Raw genomic sequence first — 25,845 nt, 5'->3', positions numbered from 1 at the left:
TAAACCCAGCGTAGTTCGCCGCATCCCAAGCGTTAAGGGGCATTGTTCCGGTTGGCGGGATTGTGGTCCGTACTGAAGTGCGGTTCAGATACGGGCTGTTGTGGCGTGCTCCCGCTGTGTGGCCGTGCGCCTGTCCGTGCGCTCTTCTCCGGCCATCGCGGGAGCGGTTCCATGGTCATTGCGTGGGTCGGCCCGCTGTACTGGATCCAGTGGGCTGGGGGACACCGCCGCCTCCATCCCCGCGGGCGGCGGAACGGTCCGGGAGGCGTGCTCCGTCTCCCGGGCTGCGCGGCCGTACGGTGGTACGCCGAGTCTGTACGGAGAGTGTTCGACGCTGTTCACGCGACAGGGATTTGGCCGAAAACCGACCACGTCGGTGCTGGGGTATCAGGCCTCCGACCACGGTAGTTGAGGGCGTATCGGGCGTATTTGGGGCGCATATCGGGGGCGCGTTCGCGCCGCAGTCGTACTGGTGACGTGTCGCTGACGTGCCTTGTCTCCTGACCGTCCCTTCTGTTCTTGCCGCCTCCGCTGTCGCCTCCGTTGTCGCCTTCGCCGGCGCCTCCCCTGTCATCCTCACTGCCGTCTTCCCTTACCGCCTTCCTGCCGTCCTCTCCGTCCTTTCCTCTTGTGCCGTAGGGGAGTTCGGGGCGTTCGAGGGTGTTCGGGGCGGCGTGGGCGGCTCCGCCGGGGCGCGTTCGACGGAGCGCAAGCGGCGCGGGCGCACTCTGGAACGCTTCCTTCATGGCAGCATGGTGAACCGGTTCGTACGGTGCACTGGTTGTCCACAGCCTGTGGAGGCGGCGATGCGGTGGTTGGTGGGATGGAGCAGCACCGCCGCGGGAGCCGTCGCTGCCGGCTCGGCGGGGGCCACGGGACACGACGGCGAGACCCTGCATCCGGTGGGCTCCCAACTCCTGTGGGGCGACCCCGATCCGCTGTGGGCGGTCGGTGACTGGCGCCCCGACGAGGTGCGGGTCGTGAAGGCCGACGACCGGACGCGCATCGCCGTCCTCGGCATCTGCGGCGCCACCGACGAGCAGCTGCGCGTCGCGCTGTTCGCCGCGCGCGGCGGGGCGCTTCGGCATCTGACCGCCTGGCCGGGGAGCTACACGGCGATCGTGCAGGTCGGTCGGAGGGTCACCGTCTGCGGCGATCTCGCGGGCGCGCGGCCGGTGTTCCACACTCCCTGGGCCGGCGGCACGGCGTACGCGACGGCCGCGCTGCCGCTGGCCGACCTCATCGAGGCCAACCTCGACTTCGGGCACCTCGCCGCGCTGCTGGCCGCCCCTGACGTGCCCGCCGCGCTGTACGACTCCACGCCGTACGACGGCGTGAAGCGCATTCCGCCGGGGCATGCGCTGATCCTGCGCGCCGGGGCGCGGGAGATCGCCGGGTACGAACCGGTCGCCTCGCTGGCGGTGGCGGCGCCTTCGGCCGATCCCGACAGTGCGGTCGACGCCGTGCGCGACGCGCTCGTGGAGGCCGTACGAACGCGGCTGTCCGCGCCGCGGCACGTCCCCGGGGCGGACATCGACCCCGGGCCCGTGCCCGGCATGGGGCCCGCCGAGCGGCGTGCCGCGCGCGGGATGCCGGTGCCGGGAATCGGGGCGGACCTGTCCGGCGGGCCGGCCTCGGGGACGCTGGCGCTGCTGGCCGCGGGGCTGCCCGGGATGCCGGGCACGGTGCTGGGGCACGGCACGGGCGCGGGCGAGCGGCTGCTGGCGGTCACCTTCAACGACCTGGCCGTCGCAGGGCGCGAGGCCGAGCTGGAGCGGGCGGGCGCGCTGGCCGCGAACCCGCGTCTGCACCATGTCGTCGTGGCCGGCGGCGAGGAGACCCTTCCGTACGCCGACCTGGAGGGCCCGCTGACGGACGAGCCGGCCGCCTCCCTGGTGGCGGCGGCCCGGCACCGGGCGCGGCTGGCGGCCGGCAGCGCGGACCACTTCACGGGCTACGGTGCGCGGCAGGTCCTGGACGCCCATCCCGCGCGCTTGGCCGACCTGCTGATGGACCGCAAGCGGCGCCACCTGGTGCGCCCCGTCGCCGCGCTGGCCAGGACGGACGGCTCGGTGCTGGTCCCCGCGCGCGTGTACGCGGCGGCGCGACGGCTGTCCCGTACGCCGTACCGGGCGGGGCTGGAATCGCTGGCCGAGCGCCTCCTCGACCACCGCGCGGACGACGGTCCGGACGCGCCCGGGGGTGCGGTGGAGGCCTCGATCGCCGCGCTGACCTGGGGCAGACCCGGGCCGGCGGCGCGCTGGCTGACCGGTGAGGCGCTCGCTGAAGTATCGGTTCGTCTTCAGGCGGCGACGCACCGGTCGGAGCTGGTGGGGCCGGGGCAGCGGCCGGGTGACTTCCGCGCGCGTGCGTCGCTGGCGCGCCATGCGGCGGACCTGCGGGTGCTGGAGCAGGCCGCGGAGATCCGCTTCCAGCGGCTGCACGCGCCGTTCCTCGACAATCAGGTCGTCCGCGCGGCCCGGGCGCTGCCCGAGGCGTTGCGGGTACGGCCGGGGGCGCGGGCGGCGATCCTGCGTACGGTGCTGGAAGGGGCCGGGGTCCGGGACCTGCCGCCCGGGTGGGGCGCCCCGACCCAGGCGACGGCGGCGGCCGCGGCCCGTACGGGGCTGAGGGTGGCGGCGGACTCTCTGATCGCCCTGTTCGACACGCCGCTGCTTGCGGAGGCCGGGCTTGTGGAGGCCCGGGTGGTCCGCAAGGCCCTGCGCTCCGCGGCGGCCGGTGAACCCCTCCCCCTGGACGGCCTCGCCGACCTCGTCTCCCTCGAACTGTGGCTCCGCCGCCTGCTCTCCCGCCGCGGCACCTGCTGGACGGGCACCCCGGCCCGGCAGCGCGCCGTACCAGCGGGGATCGCACCGCAGCGGGGGGCGTTGGGGGCGGGGGCAGGGGTGCGGCGGGTGTAGCGCCTGGCTGCGGGCAGTCGTGCCGCTGGGGCGGCGCCCGTCCCAAGGAGGCGGCACTCCGCGCCGCCGGGTTGTGGCCCCACCCGTCCCCAGCGACAACGCCGAGCTTCTCGAAACGCCGAGCTGTGATCCGCCGCCCCAAAAACCCCAGGCCGCTCCCACCCACCCCGGCGACAATCACCCGGTGCGGTACATCGCCCGGGCGCGCGAGCTGTGCGACGCGGGGCGCGCCGACGCCGCGCGCGGGTCACCGCCGCCCCAGTTCATGGTGATGCTGGATCTGGTCGACGCCATGGTCACGGCGAGCGCGTCCGGCCCGGAGCCCGCCCTGGCCAAGCTGACCGGAGCCCTGCGCGGGGCCCTGGGCAAGCGGCGCTCCGACATGACCCGGGCCACGGTCGTGGACAGCGCGGCAGGACTGCTGGCCGGCCTCGGCGACTTCCCGCGCCCGGCACGGCTGCTCGGCGTCGGGGACCACTGGTGGGCCGGCCGTTCCCCGCCCCATGCCGGAGCACGCCCAGGAGGAACGGGTCGGGGCAGCCGCCCGCGCCGCCCTGGGCGCTGCCCGGTGCGAGTCGGAGCGTGCCCGGGGCGCCAACCTCACCGCGGACGACGTCCTGCGCGAGCTGGACCAGGCGCAGAGCTCGTACGCCACCGATCCGAAAGCCGCTAGCGGCAGCTGATCTCCACCACCAGCCGTACGGTGCTGCTGCCGGTGAGGTTCACCTGGACGGGAACCGCCGGGTCACCGCCCTCCACCAGCCCGGACCGCCACAGCCGGACCCCGTCGGCGTACACGGAGAAGTACACGCAGACGGCCGGGGCGGGCGGCCCCTCAGCCGGTGGCGGTGGCGGTGGCGGTGGCGGTGGCGGTGCCGGAGTCGGTGTCGGCGTGGAGACCGGGGGTGGTGTCGGACTCGGGGACGCGGACGGCGGGGTGGTGGCCGTCGCGGTCGGAGCCGGGGACGGTGTGGACGCCGGGATGGTCCTGGTGGCCGGTGCCGGTGCGGGCTTCTCGGCGCGCGCGGGCACGATCGCCGGCGGCCGCGGTCCGGGTTCCCGCCGCGAGGGAGTGGGCGTGGGCTCGACGGGCCGGATCACCGGCGAGGACGGGGTGGGAGTCGCCCTCGCCTCGTCCTTCGGCTTCTCGTCGCCGACCAGCGCCAGCACCACCGCGGCCGCGACGCCCACGGCGACCACACCGGCCGCGATACCGGCCTTCACCGGCGCGCCCACCCCCTCGGGGACCGCGCCACCTCCCGTCCCGCCGGACGATCCGCCTCCCGCCGCACCTCCGGTCGAACCCGCGCCCGCCGCTGCCTCGCCCGACGAGCCCTCGCCCGACGAGCCCTCGCCCGACGAGCCCCCGCCCGCCGAGGCCCCGCCCGCCGAGGCCGCACCCGCGGCTCCGGCCGCCCCGGCTCCCGCGCCCCCGGCGATGAGCCCGGCCGTCTTGGCGTATCCGGCGGCACCGAACCAGCCGATGACCGCGACCGGCACCACGGCGGGGATACCGCCGGCGACCTCCTCGATCTGCGTCGCGGCCAGCCGGCACTTCGCGCACTCCTGCAGGTGCTTGCGCAGCCCCCGCTCGGCACGCGTGCGCAGCCGGCCACGGGCGTACGTGCCGAGCTGGTCGGCGTAGCGCGCGCACTCCTCGTCGTCGGTGAGGGTGGCGCTCACGTGGGCCTGGAGGTAGGCCTGTTTGAGACCCTCGCGGGCCCGGCTGGCGAGCACGCGCGTGCCGTTGGCGTCGAGCCCGAAGAGAGTGGCTACCTCGCTGGGCGACTCGTCCTCGACCTCGGTGTGCCACAGCACGGCCTGCCACCGCTCCGGCAGCGACCGGAAGGCCCGCATGGCCATGGACCGCTCGGCCTCGTGCATCGCCCGCACGTCCGCGCCCAGGTCGAGCGTGTCGTCGTCGGACACGTAGGAGCCGCGTGCGGACTGGGCGGCGAACACCGCGAAGTCGTCGACGAGCTGCTCCCGCCGCGCCGACCGCGTCCAGGAGGCGGCGACGCGCCGGACGGAGGTGAGCAGGTACGCGCGTACGGCGTGCTCGGGACCGGAGCCGCCGCGTACCGCCTGGAGCATGCGGGCGAAGACCTCGGCGGTCAGGTCGTCCGCGGTGTAGGCGTCGCGGCAGCAGGTCCGGGCGTACCGGCGCACGGCCTGCGCGTGGCGCCGGTACAGCTCCTCGTACGCCGCGTCGTCGCCCGAGCGCATCCGGTCGATGAGGTCGGCGTCGGAGGGCGGCAGCTCGCGCGGCGGCGGCAGGACGTCGTCCTCACACCATGCGCGCTGCCGCGGGACCGAGCCGTCGGCGCCATGCCCGCCCGGCGGGACGCTCGCGCGTCCGCCCTGGCTCGGCACCTGCGGTGGGACAGGGCCGCCGACCGTGGCGTCCCCGGCACCGCTCGACTCGTCCCGCCCGTCACCGCTCATCGCGGAAAGCCCCCGCAGCCGCCCGACATGTCCAGACCACCGGGTCAGAGTGCCATATTGGCTTTTGATCAGAACCCCGAAGTCCGGACCATCACTCATCCGTGGGGATTCACCGCACGGCAGTACCACTCCTCACTCGTTCGGGGAATGATCGCCAGTCGCACCGGGCCCGGAAGCCGAGCGGACCGGCCGACGGGCCGCCCGTTCCGGCAGCCCGCCCGCCTCACGCCGGTCGCGACCGCAGCCCGTCCAGCAGGATGTCCAGCAGCCGGGACGACGCGGCCGCCTGCTGTGCCGCGTCCGGCAGCGAGGGCGCGGCCGTCGCGATCACCAGCAGCACGTCCGACACCGACACGTCCGGCCGCAGCTCACCCGCCGCACGTGCCCGCTCCACGAGCTGACCCACGACCTCGAGCAGCGCCGACGCCCCGGCGTCGTCCTCCGCCGCGACCGCCGACGCCGGCACCGAGGCGACCGCCAACGGCTCCTCCGGCACCAGCCGCAGCTCCGCCGAGCCCGGCTGCGTCCGCTGCTGCGGCACCCGCGCCTGACCGGCACGGTCCTCCTCGACCGAGACCCGCAGCACCTGCGGCGGCAGCAGCCGCCCGGCGCCGGAGGCCACCGACGTCCGCAGGAAGCGCGACAGCGCCGACCACGGCTCGTCCTCCTGCCCGAGCGCCGCACGCGCCTGGTCGGTCAGCCGGGAGGTCTCCTCCTCGGCTATCCGCCGCACCAGGACGTCCTTGCTCGGGAACCGCCGGTACACCGTGCCCACGCCGACCCGCGCGCGGCGCGCCACGTCCTCCATCGGCGCGCCGTACCCCAGCTCGCCGAACACCTCGCGCGCCGCCCGCAGCACGTGCTCCAGATTGCGCTGTGCGTCCACGCGCAGCGGCGTCGTCCGCGCTCCGTTCCCGCGTCCGTTGCCCGCCGCCGCGCTCATCGTCACGCCACCCGCCGCGACAGCGGACGCGGACGACCAATGAGAGTCCTGAACATGCATATGTATTCCCCCGGTAATGACGTCTCCCCCCGGAGACACTCCCCGCCATTCGATGCCGGGACGGAGGAACGGGCCCTGGTCCGCGGGCCCGCCTGTCGCGGACCCGGTGAGCGCATCCCCCTACACCCCGTCGACACACGAACATAGTTGAGAGGGAGTCAATTCAGAAGGGGCACGTTCCGCACGGAGCGCCCACCGATCGGAGTACGGGCCGCATACGTCCCGAATGTGCCCCCGAGCGCCCCCCGTGCCACCCCTGCTGACCTGCATATACTCACCGAAGCTCGCCTTTCCGGCCAACTCCGTGCGCTCTCCCGCTCCGGTCACACAATTCGTCGAGGCTGTGGACAAACGCAAGCGGTGGGTGCGTCATGGGATGGTGAAGGAACGTACGCGCATTCTCGTTGTCGGTGGTGGCTACGTCGGGATGTACACGGCCCTGCGCCTCCAGCGCAGACTGAAACGGGAACTGGAGCGGGGCGAGGTGGAGATCACGGTCGTCACCCCCGACCCGTACATGACGTACCAGCCGTTCCTTCCCGAGGCCGCCGCGGGCGCCATCTCTCCCCGGCATGTCGTCGTACCGCTGCGCCGCGTCCTCGACCGGTGCCGCGTCCTCATCGGCGAGGCCACCGCCATCGACCACGCGAAACGCACCGCCACCCTCACCACCCTGGCCACCGAGGAGGAGGGCACGGGCGGGCAGCGGCTGACGTACGACGAACTCGTCCTCGCCCCCGGCTCCGTCTCGCGCACCCTGCCGGTCCCCGGCCTCGCCGACCACGGCATCGGCTTCAAGACCGTCGAGGAGGCCATCGGCCTGCGCAACCACGTCATCGAGCAGATGGACATCGCCTCCTCCACCCGCGATCCCGCGATCCGCGACGCGGCCCTCACCTTCGTCTTCGTCGGCGGCGGCTTCGCCGGCGTGGAGGCGCTCGGCGAACTGGAGGACATGGCCCGCTACGCCGCGCGCTACTACCACAACGTCCAGCCCGAGGACATGAAGTGGATCCTCGTCGAGGCCTCGGACCGCATCCTGCCCGAGGTCGGCGAGGAGATGGGCCGCTACACCGTCACCGAACTGCGCCGCCGCAACATCGACGTACGCCTCCGAACCCGCCTGGAGTCCTGCGCGGACCGAGTCGCGGTCCTCAGCGACGGCGCCCGCTTCCCCACCCGTACGGTCGTCTGGACGGCCGGGGTCAAACCCCACCCGGTGCTCGCCGCCACCGACCTGCCCCGCAACGACCGCGGACGGCTCAGGTGCACGGCCGAGCTGACGATCGAGGGCACCACGCACGCGTGGGCGGCGGGAGACGCCGCGGCCGTCCCCGACGTCACGGCCGGCGAACCCGGCCGCGAGTGCGCCCCCAACGCCCAGCACGCCGTCCGCCAGGCCAGGGTCCTCGGCGACAACATCGTGCACGCCCTGCGCGGCGAACCCCTCACCACGTACACCCACAAGTACGCCGGCTCGGTCGCCTCCCTCGGCCTGCACAAGGGCGTCGCCCACGTCTACGGACGCAAGCTCAAGGGCTACCCCGCCTGGTTCATGCACCGCGCCTACCACCTCAGCCGCGTGCCCACCTTCAACCGCAAGGCGCGCGTGCTCGCCGAATGGACCCTGGCCGGTCTGTTCAAACGCGAGATCGTCTCCCTCGGTTCACTCGAACACCCCCGGGCCGAGTTCGAACTCGCGGCCGGTGGAAAGCCTTCCCAAGACCCCCCGCACAACCCGAAGGGGTCGTCCTGACCGGACCCAGGAACTCCTCCGGCCGGCCCGGCGTCTGACGGATGCCGGTCCGGTCCGCTCACTGCCAGACTGGTCCACCACCGCGGGCGTGCCACCACACGCCCCGGTGCGGGCCCCCGGGGCCCCGGCCGGTTCCGGTGCCGGCCGCCGACGACTACACGAGGCAAGGATTCGTGAACTTCACGCGCTGGAGCGCCCGGCTCCCCGGAACGCAGCGCCGCGCCGCAGCGCGGACCGAGCAGACGGCCTCCCCGGACCGGCGGGGGGAAGGTTCCGTACCCGCCGCCCGTGCCGAACAACTGACCGACGAGCCAGTGTCCGTACCCGCCGTCGACGAACTGCGGGTGCGCGAGGTCCTCGACCGCGTCCCGTCCCTCGTCGCCCTGGTCCACGGCCCCGACCACCGCATCGCCTACGTCAACGACGCCTACACGACCGCCTTCGGCGTACGCCCCCTGGGCGAACGCGCCCGCGAGGCCCTCCCCGAACTGGACGCCCTCGGCCTGTTCCCCCTCCTGGACCAGGTCCAGCGCAGCGGCAAGCCGCGCACGGTCAAGTCCCGCAAGGCCCCCGACGGCCGCTCGTACACCTTCACCTGCACCCCGGTCGCCCAGGGCGACGGCAAGGGCGGCAGCGACGGCCGTGGAGTCCTCGTCTTCGCCACGGACGTCACCGACCACGCCGAAGCCGCCGAACGCCTGCGCGCCAGCGAGCGCCGCCAGCGCGAAACGGCGGTGACACTGCAGAGGTCACTGCTCCCCCAGGAGCTCGAAGAACCCGACGACCTGCGCGTCGCCGCCACGTACCACCCCGGCGGCACGGAGGCCGCGGTCGGCGGCGACTGGTACGACGTCATCACCCTGGGCGGCGGCCGCACGGCCCTCGTCATCGGCGACGTCATGGGCCGCGGCGTGCGCGCAGCGGCGGTCATGGGCCAGCTCCGCACGGCGGTCCGCGCCTACGCCCGCCTCGACCTGCCCCCGCACGAGGTCCTCCAGCTCCTCGACGGCCTGGCAGCCGAGATCGACGCCAACCAGATCGCCACGTGCGCGTACGCGGTCCACGACCCGAACGAGGGCAAGCTGGTCTACTCCTCGGCGGGCCACCTCCCCATCCTCGTCCGCGACGAGAACGGCACGGTCCTGCGCGCCGACGAACCCACCGGGCCCCCGCTCGGCACCGGCGGCTGGATGCACTCCTCGGGCTCGATCCCCCTCGGCCCCGGCTCCACGGCCGTCCTCTACACGGACGGCCTGGTGGAGCGCCGGGACGCCGACCTGGACGAGGGCATCGCCGCCCTGGAACGCGCCCTGGCCGGCGCCACCGGCACGCCCCAGGTCGTCTGCGACCGCCTGGTCCGCTCGGCCGGCGTGACCCCCGACCACGACGACGACGTGGCCGTCCTGGTCCTCCAGCACCCCGCCCGGACGGGCCCGGACAGCGAGCTGTTCCGCAACGCCGCCCTGGAACTCCTGGGCGGTGTGGAAGCGGCCCCACGCGCGCGTGCCTTCGCCTCCGGCGTCCTGACCAGCTGGCGCTTCCCCGCCGACCTGCACGACCTGGGCGTCCTGGCCACCAGCGAACTGGTCGCCAACTCCCTCCAGCACGGCACCCCGCCGATGCGCCTGCGCCTGCGCCGCACCGACCGCCGCCTGATCATCGAGGTCACCGACGGCGACGACCACCTCCCCAGACGCCGCCGCGCGGAACCGGGCGACGAATCGGGCCGCGGCATCGCCATCGTCGCCACGATCGCCTCGAACTGGGGCTGCCGCCGGACACCCGGTGGCGGCAAGGCGGTCTGGTGCGAGTTCGCCCTGCCGCGCGGGGGGATGTGACGGACGGCGGCACCCGTACCGGGCTCCGCCGTCACGGGCACTGGACCGCAGGGCCCGCCCCTCCGGGCGGACGACGGGACGGCCGAATGGCGCACAGGCTCCGACGGCGTCATGCTGCGCGCCACCGCGACCGCGCTCGACCTGCCGATCCAGGCACGCGGATGGGTCAGGGTCACCGGTGTCTCCGACAAGAAGGCCCACGCCCTGCAACAGGCAGTGATCGACGCCGGCCTGCCACGCCGGTGCGGTGCTGATCCACGTGGAGCCCGACGACCCGGTGCCCCCGACAGCGCTCCTGGCCACCGCGGTGGGCCTGGTGGTCCTGGCCCTCGCCGCCGTGCTCACCGCCCCCCGCAGCCAGGCCCGTATCCTGCGCCACTACCTTGCCCGACCGATCGCCGTGGGCATCCTGCCGCGCTGGGCACGCCAGGTGCTGCTCTGTCAGCACGCGGCTCTCATCGCCGTGAGCACCCTGCTCGGCCTGGTGGTCGCTGTGCTCCCGACCGTCGTCCTCGCGGCGCGGATCTCCGGTTTCGTGCTGAGCGTCCCGTCGTGGCAGCTGGCCGTCCTCGCCGCGGCGATCTATTTCGCCGCGCTGCTCGCCGCGGTCCACTCGGCCCACCGGCTTCGCGTGACCGAGGCGCGATCGGCCTGACCCGGACAGCCCGGCCCGGGCGCACGCCGACGGCGCCGGTGCCTCACACGTCCGCGGAAACGGGCGCCCCACCCCGCACCACGACCCGGCTCTTCCCGAGCCACGGCTGATCCTGTACGTCGGTCAGCTGCCGCCCCAGCCGCACGGCGAGAACGGTGATCCCCAGCGAGAACAGCAGGAACGCCACGATGTACGGCGCGTGCAGCGAGGCCCCCAGCGGCCCGCCCACCGCCGGCCCGACGGCCAGTGCGAGCTGCTTGACCAGGGCGAACGCGGAGTTGTACTGCCCGGCCATCCCCTCCGGCGCCAGATCGGCGACCAGCGGGGCGACCGTCGGCGACAGCATCGCCTCCCCCAGCCCGAACAAGGCGTACGTCGACACGAACGCGGCCGTCGCCATCTCCCGGCTCCCGTTCCCGAGCCCCGCGTACCCGGCGACAGCCCACGCCACGGCCCAGATCAGCCCGACAGCGGCGATCACCCGCGAGCGCCGACGCCGCTCCACGAACCGCAGCACGGCGAACTGCGCGACGACGATCACCAGCGTGTTGGCGGCCAGCGCCGTACCCAGCGCGGACGTCGAAATCCCGGCGGCCTCGACCCCGTACGCGCTCAGCCCCGACTCGAACTGCCCGTAGCAGGCGAAGAACAGCACGAAGCCCAGCACGCACAGCTGCACCATGGCCCGGTTGCCCAGCAGCTGCTTCCAGCTGCCCCGCCCCGACGTCAAGGGCGCGCCCTCGATCCGCGGCGTGTGCGGCACCCGCACCGTCGCCATCACCACGACCAGCAGCAGGAACATCGCCGCCTCGATCGCGAACAACAGCGTGAAGGAGGCGGCGCTCGATGTGTCGACGAGATGACCACCGATGAGGCCGCCCACCCCGAGCCCGAGGTTCTGGAGGAAGAACTGCATGGCGAAGGCCCGCGAGCGCGTCTCCGCGGTCGAGCAGTCGACGATCATCGTCGCGAGCGCCGGCTGCGTCACGGCCTGCCCGGCCCCCAGCACGGCAGCCGCCGACAGCACCGCCGCCGCACTGCTCGCCAGCCCCAGACCCAGCGCACCGACGGCGGCGGCGACCAGGGCGGTGAGCAACACCGGCAACGGTCCACGCCGCACGATGGCCCGCCCGGCGAACGGCAGCACCACGAGCGCCGCCACAGCGAAGACGGCGAGTACGAGACCCGCCGTCATGGCTCCCAGTCCCCGCACCTGCGCCACGTAGACGTACAGATACGGGACGGTGAAGCCGAGCCCGAACGCGCTGAGTGCGTTGCCCACGTGGATCCGGCGCATCGCTGCGCCCATCGCCCTGGTCACGTTCACCTCTCTCACTAGTTAGGAGTGAAGACTTCGAAACTAAAGTTCGAAGCTAAAGAGTACAGATTCAAGGACTTCAAGGCAAAGAACGGCCGTGCCATACTGCGCCCATGGGCGACACCCCCGGCCCCAGCGAGCCGACCCTCGAAGAGCAGATCGCCGCGTACCAACGCGAGTTCCAGGACCTCGACCCCCAGGTGGAGCAGATCGTCTCGGCCCTGTCCCGCCTGAACCGCCGTATGAACGTCGCCTACGGCCGTCAGACCGCGGCCCTCGGCATCAGCAACGCCGAGTGGGAGGTCCTCAAGGCCCTCGTCCTCTCCGGCGCGCCCTACCGTCTGGGCCCCAGCGACCTCGCGAAGCGCCTGGGCCTGACCCCGGCCGCCATGACCCACCGCATCGACCGCATGGTCGGCGAAGGACTGGTCACCCGGGAACGGGACGAGTCCAACAGGGTCCGCGTCATCGTGGAGCTCACCAACGGAGGTCGTGAGAAGTGGCTGGAGGCGATGCGGCTGGCGTCGGTCTTCGAGGAGGACCTGCTCCAGGATCTGTCGCCGGAGGAGCGCACCGCGCTCGGCGAGGTCCTCACCCGCCTCCTGCGCCGAGTCGAAGACGCCCAGCCGGACGCCGGCGGCCGCCTCTCCGACCTGGACTGACGACCGCACAAAAGATCTTGACAGGGGCCGCTTGACAGCCCCCTCCCTGATCCGTAAAGTTCTTCGGGTTGCCGCGGGGCCGTAACGGTTCTGCGACAGCACTTCCGCCGCACGAGCGGCACCCAACCACTAGCAAGATCGCTCCCAACGGGGTTGATTTCGGCATGCCGAATTCAATTCGAATTGGGGCTCGACGACCTGATCGACTCCGAACTGGCTTCGATTTTGGAAACGCCGAGAGAACGCGCTAAGGTTGGACACGCCAGAACGGCCCAACAGCCGCGAAGGCAAACCCTGCTGACAGGGAATCGGGACCGAAAGGATCTGATAGAGTCAGAACCGCCGGAAAGGGAAACGCGGAAGCGGGAACCTGGAAAGCACCGAGGAAATCGGGTCGAGAAAAGATCTGATAGAGTCGGAAACGCAAGACCGAAGGGAAGCGCCCGGAGGAAAGCCCGAGAGGGTGAGTACAAAGGAAGCGACCGTTCCTTGAGAACTCAACAGCGTGCCAAAAGTCAACGCCAGATATGTTGATACCCCGTCTCCAGCATCAGCTGGGGCGAGGTTCCTTTGAAAAAACACAGCGAGGACGCTGTGAACGGCCGGGCTTATTCCGCCTGGCTGTTCCGCTCTCGTGGTGTTGCACCGGATTACCGGTACACATTCACGGAGAGTTTGATCCTGGCTCAGGACGAACGCTGGCGGCGTGCTTAACACATGCAAGTCGAACGATGAACCACTTCGGTGGGGATTAGTGGCGAACGGGTGAGTAACACGTGGGCAATCTGCCCTGCACTCTGGGACAAGCCCTGGAAACGGGGTCTAATACCGGATACTGACCATCTTGGGCATCCAAGGTGTTCGAAAGCTCCGGCGGTGCAGGATGAGCCCGCGGCCTATCAGCTTGTTGGTGAGGTAATGGCTCACCAAGGCGACGACGGGTAGCCGGCCTGAGAGGGCGACCGGCCACACTGGGACTGAGACACGGCCCAGACTCCTACGGGAGGCAGCAGTGGGGAATATTGCACAATGGGCGAAAGCCTGATGCAGCGACGCCGCGTGAGGGATGACGGCCTTCGGGTTGTAAACCTCTTTCAGCAGGGAAGAAGCGAAAGTGACGGTACCTGCAGAAGAAGCGCCGGCTAACTACGTGCCAGCAGCCGCGGTAATACGTAGGGCGCGAGCGTTGTCCGGAATTATTGGGCGTAAAGAGCTCGTAGGCGGCTTGTCGCGTCGGTTGTGAAAGCCCGGGGCTTAACCCCGGGTCTGCAGTCGATACGGGCAGGCTAGAGTTCGGTAGGGGAGATCGGAATTCCTGGTGTAGCGGTGAAATGCGCAGATATCAGGAGGAACACCGGTGGCGAAGGCGGATCTCTGGGCCGATACTGACGCTGAGGAGCGAAAGCGTGGGGAGCGAACAGGATTAGATACCCTGGTAGTCCACGCCGTAAACGGTGGGCACTAGGTGTGGGCAACATTCCACGTTGTCCGTGCCGCAGCTAACGCATTAAGTGCCCCGCCTGGGGAGTACGGCCGCAAGGCTAAAACTCAAAGGAATTGACGGGGGCCCGCACAAGCGGCGGAGCATGTGGCTTAATTCGACGCAACGCGAAGAACCTTACCAAGGCTTGACATACACCGGAAAACCCTGGAGACAGGGTCCCCCTTGTGGTCGGTGTACAGGTGGTGCATGGCTGTCGTCAGCTCGTGTCGTGAGATGTTGGGTTAAGTCCCGCAACGAGCGCAACCCTTGTCCCGTGTTGCCAGCAAGCCCTTCGGGGTGTTGGGGACTCACGGGAGACCGCCGGGGTCAACTCGGAGGAAGGTGGGGACGACGTCAAGTCATCATGCCCCTTATGTCTTGGGCTGCACACGTGCTACAATGGCCGGTACAATGAGCTGCGATACCGCGAGGTGGAGCGAATCTCAAAAAGCCGGTCTCAGTTCGGATTGGGGTCTGCAACTCGACCCCATGAAGTCGGAGTCGCTAGTAATCGCAGATCAGCATTGCTGCGGTGAATACGTTCCCGGGCCTTGTACACACCGCCCGTCACGTCACGAAAGTCGGTAACACCCGAAGCCGGTGGCCCAACCCCCTTGTGGGGAGGGAGCTGTCGAAGGTGGGACTGGCGATTGGGACGAAGTCGTAACAAGGTAGCCGTACCGGAAGGTGCGGCTGGATCACCTCCTTTCTAAGGAGCACTTCTTACCGATCCCTTCGGGGTGAGGTCAGAGGCCAGTACATCAGCGAATGTCTGATGCTGGTTGCTCATGGGTGGAACGTTGACTACTCGGCACGGTCCAGGATGGATTAGGCGCTAGTACTGCTCTTCGGAGCGTGGAACGCTGATCTGGTCAGCTGGCTGTGTCGGGCACGCTGTTGGGTGTCTGAGGGAATGGATTTTTCCTCAGTCGCCGGCCCCAGTGAACTCGCCTGTAAAGGTGGGGTGATGGGTGGCTGGTCGTTGTTTGAGAACTGCACAGTGGACGCGAGCATCTGTGGCCAAGTTTTTAAGGGCGCACGGTGGATGCCTTGGCACCAGGAACCGATGAAGGACGTGGGAGGCCACGATAGTCCCCGGGGAGTCGTCAACCAGGCTTTGATCCGGGGGTTTCCGAATGGGGAAACCCGGCAGTCGTCATGGGCTGTCACCCTTGCCTGAACACATAGGGCAAGTGGAGGGAACGCGGGGAAGTGAAACATCTCAGTACCCGCAGGAAGAGAAAACAACCGTGATTCCGGGAGTAGTGGCGAGCGAAACCGGATGAGGCCAAACCGTATGCGTGTGAGACCCGGCAGGGGTTGCGTATACGGGGTTGTGGGATCTCTCTTTCATGGTCTGCCGGCCGTGAGACGAGTCAGAAACCGTTGATGTAGGCGAAGGACATGCGAAAGGTCCGGCGTAGAGGGTAAGACCCCCGTAGTCGAAACATCAGCGGCTCGTTTGAGAGACACCCAAGTAGCACGGGGCCCGAGAAATCCCGTGTGAATCTGGCGGGACCACCCGCTAAGCCTAAATATTCCCTGGTGACCGATAGCGGATAGTACCGTGAGGGAATGGTGAAAAGTACCGCGGGAGCGGAGTGAAATAGTACCTGAAACCGTGTGCCTACAAGCCGTGGGAGCGTCGGAATGAAGACTTGTCTTCATTCTCGTGACTGCGTGCCTTTTGAAGAATGAGCCTGCGAGTTTGCGGTGTGTTGCGAGGTTAACCCGTGTGGGGAAGCCGTAGCGAAAGCGAGTCCGAATAGGGCGTTTGAGTAGCACGCTCAAGACCCGAAGCGGAGTGATCTAGCCATGGGCAGGTTGAAGCGGAGGTAAGACTTCGTGGAGGACCGAACCCACCAGGGTTGAAAACCTGGGGGATGACCTGTGGTTAGGGGTGAAAGGCCAATCAAACTCCGTGATAGCTGGTTCTCCCCGAAATGCATTTAGGTGCAGCGTCGTGTGTTTCTTGCCGGAGGTAGAGCACTGGATAGGCGATGGGCCCTACCGGGTTACTGACCTTAGCCAAACTCCGAATGCCGGTAAGTGAGAGCGCGGCAGTGAGACTGTGGGGGATAAGCTCCATGGTCGAGAGGGAAACAGCCCAGAGCATCGACTAAGGCCCCTAAGCGTACGCTAAGTGGGAAAGGATGTGGAGTCGCAGAGACAACCAGGAGGTTGGCTTAGAAGCAGCCACCCTTGAAAGAGTGCGTAATAGCTCACTGGTCTAGTGATTCCGCGCCGACAATGTAGCGGGGCTCAAGCGTACCGCCGAAGTCGTGTCATTGCAGCAATACGGCCAACGCCGGCTGTGATGGGTAGGGGAGCGTCGTGTGCCGGGTGAAGCAGCCGCGTAAGCGAGTTGTGGACGGTTCACGAGTGAGAATGCAGGCATGAGTAGCGATTCACACGTGAGAAACGTGTGCGCCGATTGACTAAGGGTTCCTGGGTCAAGCTGATCTGCCCAGGGTAAGTCGGGACCTAAGGCGAGGCCGACAGGCGTAGTCGATGGATAACCGGTTGATATTCCGGTACCCGCTGTGAAGCGTCAAACATCGAGCCCGCTGATGCTAAGGCCGTGAAGCCGTCCTGGAGCCTTCGGGCAAAGGGGAGTGGTGGAGCCGCCGAACCAAGGTGGTAGTAGGTGAGTGATGGGGTGACGCAGGAAGGTAGTCCAGCCCGGGCGGTGGTTGTCCCGGGGTAAGGGTGTAGGCCGTGCGATAGGTAAATCCGTCGTACATGTGGCTGAGACCTGATGCCGAGCCGATTGTGGTGAAGTGGATGATCCTATGCTGTCGAGAAAAGCCTCTAGCGAGTTTCATGGCGGCCCGTACCCTAAACCGACTCAGGTGGTCAGGTAGAGAATACCGAGGCGTTCGGGTGAACTATGGTTAAGGAACTCGGCAAAATGCCCCCGTAACTTCGGGAGAAGGGGGGCCACGCTTGGTGAGAGGACTTGCTCCTCGAGCTGGGGGTGGCCGCAGAGACCAGCGAGAAGCGACTGTTTACTAAAAACACAGGTCCGTGCGAAGCCGTAAGGCGATGTATACGGACTGACGCCTGCCCGGTGCTGGAACGTTAAGGGGACCGGTTAGTCACTCTTCGGGGTGGCGAAGCTGAGAACTTAAGCGCCAGTAAACGGCGGTGGTAACTATAACCATCCTAAGGTAGCGAAATTCCTTGTCGGGTAAGTTCCGACCTGCACGAATGGCGTAACGACTTCTCGACTGTCTCAACCATAGGCCCGGTGAAATTGCACTACGAGTAAAGATGCTCGTTTCGCGCAGCAGGACGGAAAGACCCCGGGACCTTTACTACAGTTTGATATTGGTGTTCGGTTCGGCTTGTGTAGGATAGCTGGGAGACTGTGAACTCTGGACGCCAGTTCAGGGGGAGTCGTCGTTGAAATACCAGTCTGGTCGTGCTGGATGTCTAACCTGGGTCCGTGATCCGGATCAGGGACAGTGTCTGATGGGTAGTTTAACTGGGGCGGTTGCCTCCTAAAGAGTAACGGAGGCGCCCAAAGGTTCCCTCAGCCTGGTTGGCAATCAGGTGTTGAGTGTAAGTGCACAAGGGAGCTTGACTGTGAGACCGACGGGTCGAGCAGGGACGAAAGTCGGGACTAGTGATCCGGCGGTGGCTTGTGGAAGCGCCGTCGCTCAACGGATAAAAGGTACCCCGGGGATAACAGGCTGATCTTCCCCAAGAGTCCATATCGACGGGATGGTTTGGCACCTCGATGTCGGCTCGTCGCATCCTGGGGCTGGAGTCGGTCCCAAGGGTTGGGCTGTTCGCCCATTAAAGCGGCACGCGAGCTGGGTTTAGAACGTCGTGAGACAGTTCGGTCCCTATCCGCTGCGCGCGTAGGAGTCTTGAGAAGGGCTGTCCCTAGTACGAGAGGACCGGGACGGACGAACCTCTGGTGTGCCAGTTGTTCTGCCAAGGGCATGGCTGGTTGGCTACGTTCGGGAGGGATAACCGCTGAAAGCATCTAAGCGGGAAGCCTGCTTCGAGATGAGGACTCCCACCTCCTAGAGAGGGTAAGGCTCCCAGTAGACGACTGGGTTGATAGGCCGGATATGGAAGCACGGTAACGTGTGGAGTTGACCGGTACTAATAGGCCGAGGGCTTGTCCTCAGTTGCTCGCGTCCACTGTGTTGGTTCTGAAACCACGAACAGCCCCACGTGCCACACGTGGTGCGGCTGACAGTTTCATAGTGTTTCGGTGGTTATAGCGTAGGGGAAACGCCCGGTTACATTCCGAACCCGGAAGCTAAGCCTTACAGCGCCGATGGTACTGCAGGGGGGACCCTGTGGGAGAGTAGGACGCCGCCGAACAATTATTGAAAAGGCCCACACCTTACGGTGTGGGCCTTTTTTGTGTTTCCGCGAGGGTCTTTCACGACGGCTGGACCAGCTTCGTGTCGTACGCCAGGATCACCGCCTGAATGCGGTCGCGGGAACCGGTCTTCGCGAGGATGCGGCCCACGTGCGTTTTCACCGTCGACTCGGCCAGGTGGAGGCGCGTGGCTATCTCCGTGTTCGTCCAGCCCTTCCCGATGACCGTGAGGATTTCCCGCTCCCGGTCGGTGAGGGAAGCGAGGCGGGGGTCCTCCTCGGGCGCGGTGTCCGTAGCCGGGCCGGTCGGCAGGTGGTGGACGTAGGCGTCGAGGAGGCGGCGGGTCAGGCTGGGGGCGACGACCGCGTCGCCGGTGGCCACCGCACGGATGCCGGAGAGGAGTTCCTCGGGCTGGGCGTCCTTCACGAGGAAGCCGGAGGCGCCTGCGCGGAGGCCGGCGTAGGCGTACTCGTCCAGATCGAAGGTCGTGACGATCAGGATGCGGGTGCGGTCGCCGGCGGCGGTGATGCGGCGGGTCGCCTCGATGCCGTCCAGGCCGGGCATGCGGATGTCCATGAGGACGACGTCGGGGTGCAGTTCCGCTGCCAGGCGGACCGCTTCACTGCCGTTCGCGGCCTCGCCGACGACCGTCATGTCGTCCTGGCTCTCCAGGAGCATGCGGGAGCCGAAGCGCTGGAGGGGCTGGTCGTCGGCGATGAGGACCGTGGTCACTGCGGGGTTTCCTCCGGAAGGTGCAGGCGGACGCGCCAGCCCTGCTCGGGGTGCGGGCGGGGGCCGGCCTCAAGTGTGCCGCCGTAGAGGGCGGTTCGCTCACGCATTCCGGGAAGTCCACGACCGTCTCGGGCCGGGCCGTCGGTTCGGCTGCCGTTGCCCGTGTCCGTGATCGTCACTGTCACGGCTCCCTTGCCCTCGTAGGACAGCTCTATCTCCGCCGTGGCGCCCGGGCCGGCGTGTTTGAGGGTGTTGGTGAGGGCTTCCTGGATGACGCGGTAGACGGTGAGCTGGCGGCCTGGGGGAATGCTGGGGCTGCCGTGGGTGGTGGTGTGGACGGGGAGGCCCGCGGAGCGGACGCCGTCGAGGAGCCGGTCGAGGTCGGTGAGGCCGGGTTGGGGGGTCAGGTCGGCCTGGTTGTTCTGTTCCTCCTCCCGCATGACGTCCAGGAGGCGGCGGAGTTCGGTGAGGGCCTGGCGGCTGGTGGTGGCGATGGCGTCGAGGGCCTGGGCGGCGCGTTCCGGGGACTTGGCGGCCGCGTATCGGCCGCCGTCGGCGAGGCCGGTGATGACGGAGAGGTTGTGGCCGATGATGTCGTGCATTTCGCGGGCGATGCGGGCGCGTTCCGCGGCGGTGGCGAGTCGGGCCTGCTGGTCGCGTTCGGTCTCCAGGCGGCGGGCGCGGTCCTCCAGGGCCTCGGTGTAGTTGCGGCGGGTGCGGACCGTGACGCCGATGAGAGCGGCCACGGTGATGGACATCAGCTGCGAGCCGACCTGCTGGTCCCAGGTGCCCTCCCCGTGGCGGGCGACCGACACCAGGACCGGGGCGATCACCAGGGCCGTGGCCCACCACAGGTTGCGCAGAGGCCGGTGCAGGGCGATGTGGTAGACGACGGCGAGCTGGAGCAGGGCTGCCTGGAGGGCCGCGCCGGTCCAGGCGTTGACGAGGGCGAAGAGGGCCATGGCGGCGAGGACGGCCCGGGGGTGGGTGCGGCGCCAGAGGAGGGGGATGGAGAGGCCGAGGCTCAGGGTGATGAGGAGCCAGCCGGGGAGGTCGAGGTTGTGGGCGTTGTGGCGCCAGCCGCCGCCGAGGCAGTCGATCAGGGCCGCTGTCACCCAGAAACCGGTGATGTGCAGGTCCCACAGCAGGGGATGGCGCCGGTCGAAGGCGCGCAGCCTGCGGGTGAGGCGGTGGGCGTAGTCGGTGAGGGGCTCCGCTGCCCGGTCTTCCGTCACGGGGTCCATCGTGAGGGTTCCCGATACCGCCTGTCAGACGTCTCGGCGGCGTAGGACCGTCGCGGCCAGCGTGAGGGTCGCCGTCGTCCACAGGATCATGGCGAGCAGGGCGGCTCCCGGGGAGGCCGTGCCGGGCAGGGGCTGGGCGGTGGTGAGGGTTTCCAGGGCCTTGCCGGGGAAGTAGCGGACGGCGTTGTCGACGATGTCGTACGGGAGCATGGCCAGGACCTCCGGGACGATCATGATGAGGCCGATGAAGGCGCCGATGGCCATCGGGACCGAGCGGACCAGGGCGCCGATGCCGAGGGCGAGGACGGCGAGCAGGGTGAGGCCGGCCGCGTTGCCGGCGAGGGCGCGCAGGACGCCGGGGTCGCCGAGGGCGGCGGACTGGTCGGTGCCGGCGAGGAAGGACTGGGCGAGGGGGAAGGTGACCAGGTTCGTCAGCAGGGTGAGGGGGAAGGCGATCGCGGCCAGGACGGCTGCCTTGGACCACAGGACGGGCAGGCGGCGTGGGACGGCGGTCATCGTGGCGCGGATCTGGCCCGTGGAGTACTCGCCAGCCGTGGCGAGGATGCCCAGTACGCCGAGGTTGATCTGGGCGAACTGGGTGCCGAGCAGGATGAAGACGACCGTGTCCATCCCGCCCTCGCCGGTGCCGTCGTAGGCGGCTCCCAGGCCCGCGCCCATGGCGGCGGTGAGGGCGCTGGTGGCGATGAGGGTGATCCAGGTGGAGCGCAGGGTCCGGAATTTGTGCCACTCGGAGCGCAGGACGCGGGCCGGGGTCACGCGGAAGGGGAGTGTCGCCGTGGTCATGCTGGAGCTCCTTCGAGGGTCGCCGGGTACTCCACCGCGTCGCGGGTGAGGTCCATGAAGGCCTCCTCCAGGGAGGCGGCGTTGGGGGTCAGTTCGTAGAGGGGGATGCCGTGGGCGGCTGCCGTGCGGCCGATGTGCTGGGCGTCCGTGCCGCGGATCTGGAGGGTGCCGGGGGCGTCGGTGGTGATGTCGACGCCGGGTGCGGTGAGGAGGGGTACGAGGTCGGAGGCCTGCGGGGTGACGACCTTGACGGTGCCCGCGCCGGAGTCGCGTACGAAGTCGGTGACGGTGGTGTCGGCGAGGAGGCGGCCGCGGCCGATGATGACCAGGTGCTCGGCGGTGAGGGCCATCTCGCTCATCAGGTGGGAGGAGACGAAGACCGTGCGGCCCTCGGCGGCGAGGGACTTGAGGAGATTGCGGATCCACAGCACGCCCTCGGGGTCGAGGCCGTTGACCGGCTCGTCGAGGATGAGCGTGGCCGGGTCGCCGAGGAGGGCGGCGGCGATGCCGAGGCGCTGTCCCATGCCGAGGGAGAAGCCCTTGACGCGGCGGTGGGCGACGTCGGTCAGGCCGGTGAGGCCGAGGACCTGTTCGACTCGTGCCCGGGGGATGCCGTGGGTGTGGGCGAGGGCGCGCAGGTGGTGGTAGGCGGTGCGGCCGGGGTGGACCGAGCGGGCCTCCAGGAGGGAGCCGACCTCGGTGAGGGGCGCGGGATGGGCGGCGTAGGAGCGTCCGCCCACGGTGGCGTGGCCGCGGGTGGGGGCGTCGAGGCCGAGGATCATCCGCATGGTCGTGGACTTGCCGGCGCCGTTCGGGCCGAGGAAGCCGGTGACGGTGCCGGGGCGGACGGTGAAGGACAGGTCGGTGACGACCGTCCGGGCGCCGTAGCGTTTGGTGAGTTCCTGTGCGGTCAGCATGCTTCGATGCTCGTCCGTGCGGGGGCGGCGGTCGTCGGACCGGCGGCGGTAATCGTGGTGAGGGCTGTCGTACCCGGGTACTACCGTTGCCGACATGAGCTATGTGATCCGGTCCGTCCGTGCTGATGAGTGGGCCGCGGCGAAGGAGCTGCGGCTCGCGGCGCTGCGGGACCCGGTGGCGCACCTGGCCTTCCTGGAGACCTACGAGGAGGCCGCGGCCAGGCCGGACTCCTTCTGGCAGGAGCGGACGGCCGGTGCCGCCGAAGGGGCGGACGCGAGGCAGCAGATCATCGCCGAGGGGCCGGACGGGCAGTGGGTGGGGACGCTGACCGTGCTCGTGGAGGAGCCCGGGACGACCGACTGGGCCGGGTTGCCGGTGGAGCGGAGGCAGGGGCATCTGGTCGGCGTGTTCGTACGGCCGGAGGAGCGCGGGAGCGGGCTGACCGAGGTGCTGTTCGACGCGGCCCTGGAGTGGGCGTGGGGGCGGGGGCTGGAGCGGGTGCGGCTCATCGTGCACGAGGAGAACGGGCGGGCGCAGCGGTTCTATCGCCGGGCCGGGTTCGTGCCGAGCGGGCTGATGGTGCCGCTGGGGGACTCCGCGGAGCGGGAGTTGGAGTTCGTGCTGGAGCGGAGCTCTGTGGGGGTGCCCTTCTCAGACGGGTAGTTCGTCGTGCGGCCAGCGGGCGCGGCCCTGTTCGCGGGAGCGGAGCAGGGCCAGGGTCGGCATGCCCCGGTCCGCTCCGGTGGCCAGCAGCTCCGGGAGCTGGGGGAGCGGGGCCACGGCGGCGATGTCGTCCAGGACGAGCGTGAATGGTGGGTCGAGGCGACCGGAGGATGACCGTTCGGCCATGTGCCGGCCGCGCTCGACCACGCTGGAGACGAGGGCCGTCAGGAGGGGCATCGCGCCCGGCTTCGTCCTGGGGTCCTCGATGGATTCACCCACCACATAAAGCGTGCCCCCTTCGTGGACGAAGGAATCCAGGGCGAGGGCATCAGTTCGGTTGGGCGTGCAGGCCTCGCGGATGTTCACCGTGGAGAGGGCCGCGAGGGCACGGGTCGTCAGCTGCTGGGCCATGTCCCGGCGTTCGGGGTGGGCGGTGAGGGCGCCTTCGAGTTCACCCGCGGAGCCCGGGGCGGCCTTGGGGTTGGTACGGAGGATGCGTACGGCGTCCTGGATCTGGCTGCCCTGGGACCAGCGGTGGACGTGGCGGATGGTGCGGCCGTCGATGGCGGCGGCGTGCAGGTAGCTCCGCAGGAGTGTCTCGGCGGTGTCGCTGAGGGCCTGGTCGAGTTTGGCGGTGGGGCGGACGGGGGTGAGGAGGGCGGCTGCCCTTCTGGTTGCCGTCTCCTTGTCCTCGCATCCGGCTGTGGGAGACCAGTGGAGGCGGGCCGGGGTGGTGCACAGGTGCGTGGGGTCGTAGAGGTGGGTGGGGCCCAGTTTGGCCCGGGCGTCCTTTGTCTCCTGCCAGAGGGCGGGGTTCGAGGTGACGACCAGGGCGGGGCCCTCCGCGTCGCGTACCGCCTGGGTGGCGGTGGTCTGGCGGGCTTCCCTGGGGGCTACGAGGATTTTCTCCCACCCGCCCACCCGCTCCTGACCGAACAGAGGGCCCGGGGTCGGGGCGAGGGGCGCCGTCGGTTCCAGGAGGTGCGTGGGTTCGGGGGCTGCGCGGCGGGGCGTGGGGACGTCGTGGTGCGCCGACGCGGGGGTGGGGTGCGGCGGTGTCGGTACGTCGTGCTGTGCCGAGCCGGGCGTCGCGTGCTGTGGCGATGCCGGTACGCCGTACTGGTCCGTGCCCGGTGTCCCCGACTGTGCCGATGCCGAGACTCCGTACTGCCCCGGGCCCGGTGCCGGGACCACCTCGTGCGGCACAGGCGCGCCGGTGTCGTACACGCCCCCTGCCCGCTCTCCAGCCGTCGCCACCCTCTCCGCCCGGCGCCTCGCCCGGACCGCCCGCCACCGGGCCAGCGTGCCCATCACGAACACCGTCAGGACGACCAGGGCCATCAGCTGGCCGATGAACAGCCCCCAGAACAGGCCGTAGCCGGAGAGTTCGCCGGGGTGTGTGCCGGGCCAGGCGCCGGGGATGTCGTGGGGCTGGGCGATGAGGCCGCGCATGGCCAGGGGCGTGCGCGTGAAGGTGACGCCGGACGGCCAGGAGCCGTGGGCGAACAGGGCGGCGAGGCCGGTGGCCGTCCACACCAGCAGGGTCATGCCGAGGAGGAACGCGAGTATGCCGACCAGCAGGCCGTCCGGGATGCCTCCCTGGGGGTCGTGCCGGTTGCGGCGGTCGTCCGGTCTCACGCGTCCTCCCCTACGCCACCGTCGATTCGGAGTCGCCCAGGTGGTGCTCCACGAAGGCCGCCGCCCGTTCCTCCGCCTCGAGTTCGGCGGCTTGCAGGGCGTCGTCCATGAGGTCGGCGGAGGACTCCGTCATCGCGCGGTCGGTGAAGACCAGGGGACGTTCGCTCTCCGTGACCAGGTGTTTGACGACCTGGACGTTGCCGTTGACGTCCCAGACGGCGATGCCGGGGGTGAGGGTCGGGATGATCTCGACCGCCCACCTGGGCAGTCCCAGCACCCGTCCCGTGGCCCTGGCCTCGTCCGCCTTCTGGGCGTAGATCGTCCGTGTCGACGCCATCTTCAGGATCGCCGCGGCCTCCTTCGCCGCCGCGCCGTCGACGACGTCGGACAGGTGGTGGACGACCGCCACGAACGACAGGCCCAGCCGTCGGCCGAACTTCAGGAGGCGCTGGAACAGCTGTGCCACGAAGGGGCTGTTGATGATGTGCCAGGCCTCCTCGACCAGGAAGATGCGCTTCTTCCGGTCGGGGCGGATCCAGGTGTGCTCCAGCCACACGCCGACGATCGCCATGAGGATGGGCATGGCGATGGAGTTGCGGTCGATGTGGGACAGGTCGAAGACGATGAGCGGGGCGTCCAGGTCGATGCCGACCGTGGTGGGGCCGTCGAACATGCCGCGCAGGTCACCGTCGACGAGACGGTCCAGGACGAGGGCCACGTCCAGTCCCCAGGCCCGTACGTCGTCTATGGCGACGTTCATCGCCTCGGCCGACTCGGGTTCGGGGTGGCGCAGCTGCTCGACGATGTCGGACAGGACCGGCTGGCGGTCGACGATCGTCTCGTTGACGTAGGCGTGCGCGACCTTGAGCGCGAAGCCGGCCCGCTCGTCCAGGCCGTGGCCCATGGCCACTTCGATGATCGTCCGGAGCAGCGCCAGCTGGCCCGTCGTAGTGATCGCGGGGTCGAGGGGGTTGAGGCGGATGCCCATGTCGAGGGCCGCCATCGGGTCCAGACGGATGGGAGTTATCCCCAGCTCCTGCGCGATGAGGTTCCACTCGCCGACCCCGTCCTCGCCCTGGGCGTCCAGGACGACGACCTGGCGGTCGCGGAAGCGGAGCTGGCGCATGACGTATGTCTTCTCCAGCGCCGACTTGCCGTTGCCGGACTCGCCGAGGACCAGCCAGTGGGGGGCGGGGAGCTGCTGGCCGTACAGCTGGAAGGGGTCGTAGATGTAGCCCTTTCCGGAGTACACCTCGCGGCCGATGATGACGCCGGAGTCGCCGAGGCCCGGGGCGGCGGTGGGCAGGTAGACCGCCTGGGCCTGGCCCGTGGACGTGCGCACCGGGAGCCGGGTCGTCTCGACCTTCCCGAAGAGGAAGGAGGTGAAGGCGTCGGTGAGGACGGACAGCGGATCCCGCATCAG

Annotated in this window: 18 protein-coding genes and 3 rRNA genes; 10 read left to right on the top strand and 11 right to left on the bottom strand. The window is 69.4% G+C overall.

The genetic code is table 11. From position 1 onward, the window contains the following. Positions 1-338: 338 nt before the first annotated feature. A complete protein-coding gene (locus HDA41_RS18860; protein WP_184985443.1) occupies positions 339-746 on the bottom strand; it encodes a hypothetical protein in 408 nt (135 codons plus the stop codon). Between the two features lie 60 nt (positions 747-806). On the opposite strand from HDA41_RS18860, the gene HDA41_RS18855 reads away from it, so the two are divergent. Then, complete coding sequence (locus tag HDA41_RS18855; RefSeq protein ID WP_184985441.1) at positions 807-2,921, top strand: asparagine synthase-related protein; 2,115 nt, start codon at positions 807-809, stop codon at positions 2,919-2,921. 177 nt (positions 2,922-3,098) lie between these two features. Here the strand turns inward: HDA41_RS18855 and HDA41_RS41345 are convergent, their stop codons facing one another. Next, the gene (locus HDA41_RS41345) at positions 3,099-3,305 is read right to left on the bottom strand and encodes a hypothetical protein (protein ID WP_230299730.1); all 207 of its coding nucleotides are present in this window, start codon (positions 3,303-3,305) and stop codon (positions 3,099-3,101) included. A 119-nt stretch (positions 3,306-3,424) separates the two neighbouring features. Between HDA41_RS41345 and HDA41_RS41340 the strand changes: the two genes are divergently transcribed. Further along, positions 3,425-3,604 carry a hypothetical protein gene (locus tag HDA41_RS41340; RefSeq protein WP_230299729.1) on the top strand — a complete coding sequence of 60 codons (180 nt, stop codon included), beginning with the start codon at positions 3,425-3,427 and terminating at the stop codon, positions 3,602-3,604. On the opposite strand, the gene HDA41_RS18845 is transcribed toward HDA41_RS41340, so the two are convergent. Further along, positions 3,591-5,366, bottom strand: coding sequence for a sigma-70 family RNA polymerase sigma factor (locus HDA41_RS18845; RefSeq protein WP_184985439.1), 1,776 nt, complete (start codon positions 5,364-5,366; stop codon positions 3,591-3,593). The two genes, HDA41_RS41340 and HDA41_RS18845, sit on opposite strands and share 14 nt — an antisense overlap. A gap of 223 nt (positions 5,367-5,589) precedes the next feature. Then, positions 5,590-6,369, bottom strand: a complete 780-nt coding sequence (locus HDA41_RS18840) for a TetR/AcrR family transcriptional regulator (RefSeq protein WP_184985437.1) — start codon at positions 6,367-6,369, stop codon at positions 5,590-5,592. A gap of 376 nt (positions 6,370-6,745) precedes the next feature. Here HDA41_RS18840 and HDA41_RS18835 point away from each other — a divergent pair, with 376 nt between their 5' ends. The 3 genes from HDA41_RS18835 to HDA41_RS18825 all read left to right on the top strand — a co-directional run bounded on the left by HDA41_RS18835 (position 6,746) and on the right by HDA41_RS18825 (position 10,618). Then, on the top strand, positions 6,746-8,125 hold the full coding sequence (locus tag HDA41_RS18835; RefSeq protein ID WP_184985435.1) for an NAD(P)/FAD-dependent oxidoreductase: 1,380 nt from the start codon (positions 6,746-6,748) through the stop codon (positions 8,123-8,125). A gap of 173 nt (positions 8,126-8,298) precedes the next feature. Beyond that, positions 8,299-9,963, top strand: coding sequence for an ATP-binding SpoIIE family protein phosphatase (locus HDA41_RS18830; protein ID WP_184985433.1), 1,665 nt, complete (start codon positions 8,299-8,301; stop codon positions 9,961-9,963). A 247-nt stretch (positions 9,964-10,210) separates the two neighbouring features. Further along, a complete protein-coding gene (locus HDA41_RS18825; RefSeq protein ID WP_184985431.1) occupies positions 10,211-10,618 on the top strand; it encodes a hypothetical protein in 408 nt (135 codons plus the stop codon). A 43-nt stretch (positions 10,619-10,661) separates the two neighbouring features. Here the strand turns inward: HDA41_RS18825 and HDA41_RS18820 are convergent, their stop codons facing one another. Beyond that, a complete protein-coding gene (locus HDA41_RS18820) occupies positions 10,662-11,927 on the bottom strand; it encodes an MFS transporter (protein ID WP_184993535.1) in 1,266 nt (421 codons plus the stop codon). A 122-nt stretch (positions 11,928-12,049) separates the two neighbouring features. Here HDA41_RS18820 and HDA41_RS18815 point away from each other — a divergent pair, with 122 nt between their 5' ends. From HDA41_RS18815 to rrf, 4 genes are all read left to right on the top strand, one after another. Continuing rightward, positions 12,050-12,598 (top strand): MarR family winged helix-turn-helix transcriptional regulator, encoded by a 549-nt coding sequence (locus HDA41_RS18815; protein WP_184985429.1) that lies wholly within the window; start codon positions 12,050-12,052, stop codon positions 12,596-12,598. Between the two features lie 663 nt (positions 12,599-13,261). Continuing rightward, a 16S ribosomal RNA gene (locus HDA41_RS18810) occupies positions 13,262-14,790 on the top strand. Positions 14,791-15,099: 309 nt separating this feature from the next. Next, a 23S ribosomal RNA gene (locus HDA41_RS18805) occupies positions 15,100-18,221 on the top strand. An 84-nt stretch (positions 18,222-18,305) separates the two neighbouring features. Continuing rightward, positions 18,306-18,422 (top strand): 5S ribosomal RNA (gene rrf / locus HDA41_RS18800). Together the 16S, 23S and 5S rRNA genes form the textbook arrangement of a ribosomal RNA operon. Before the next feature lie 61 nt (positions 18,423-18,483). Here the strand turns inward: rrf and HDA41_RS18795 are convergent. The 4 genes from HDA41_RS18795 to HDA41_RS18780 are packed head-to-tail and all read right to left on the bottom strand — an operon-like array spanning position 18,484 to position 22,120. After that, positions 18,484-19,155, bottom strand: coding sequence for a response regulator (locus tag HDA41_RS18795; protein ID WP_184985427.1), 672 nt, complete (start codon positions 19,153-19,155; stop codon positions 18,484-18,486). Further along, complete coding sequence (locus HDA41_RS18790; protein ID WP_184985425.1) at positions 19,152-20,399, bottom strand: sensor histidine kinase; 1,248 nt, start codon at positions 20,397-20,399, stop codon at positions 19,152-19,154. Before HDA41_RS18790 ends, HDA41_RS18795 begins: the two co-directional genes overlap by 4 nt. 24 nt (positions 20,400-20,423) lie before the next feature. Then, entirely contained in the window at positions 20,424-21,203 is a 780-nt protein-coding gene (locus tag HDA41_RS18785) for an ABC transporter permease (RefSeq protein WP_184985423.1), read from the bottom strand. Continuing rightward, positions 21,200-22,120, bottom strand: a complete 921-nt coding sequence (locus tag HDA41_RS18780) for an ABC transporter ATP-binding protein (RefSeq protein WP_184985421.1) — start codon at positions 22,118-22,120, stop codon at positions 21,200-21,202. Before HDA41_RS18780 ends, HDA41_RS18785 begins: the two co-directional genes overlap by 4 nt. A 94-nt stretch (positions 22,121-22,214) precedes the next feature. On the opposite strand from HDA41_RS18780, the gene HDA41_RS18775 reads away from it, so the two are divergent. Further along, on the top strand, positions 22,215-22,784 hold the full coding sequence (locus HDA41_RS18775) for a GNAT family N-acetyltransferase (RefSeq protein ID WP_184985418.1): 570 nt from the start codon (positions 22,215-22,217) through the stop codon (positions 22,782-22,784). On the opposite strand, the gene HDA41_RS18770 is transcribed toward HDA41_RS18775, so the two are convergent. Both HDA41_RS18770 and HDA41_RS18765 read right to left on the bottom strand, forming a co-directional pair. Then, the gene (locus HDA41_RS18770; RefSeq protein ID WP_184985416.1) at positions 22,773-24,422 is read right to left on the bottom strand and encodes a type IV secretory system conjugative DNA transfer family protein; all 1,650 of its coding nucleotides are present in this window, start codon (positions 24,420-24,422) and stop codon (positions 22,773-22,775) included. The two genes, HDA41_RS18775 and HDA41_RS18770, sit on opposite strands and share 12 nt — an antisense overlap. Positions 24,423-24,432: 10 nt before the next feature. Next, complete coding sequence (locus HDA41_RS18765; RefSeq protein ID WP_184985414.1) at positions 24,433-25,842, bottom strand: ATP-binding protein; 1,410 nt, start codon at positions 25,840-25,842, stop codon at positions 24,433-24,435. Positions 25,843-25,845 lie beyond the last annotated feature (3 nt).

Origin of the sequence: Streptomyces caelestis, assembly GCF_014205255.1 — a bacterium.
In the GTDB taxonomy this organism is placed as follows: domain Bacteria; phylum Actinomycetota; class Actinomycetes; order Streptomycetales; family Streptomycetaceae; genus Streptomyces; species Streptomyces caelestis.
This window is presented reverse-complemented; position numbering and strand designations above follow the sequence as displayed.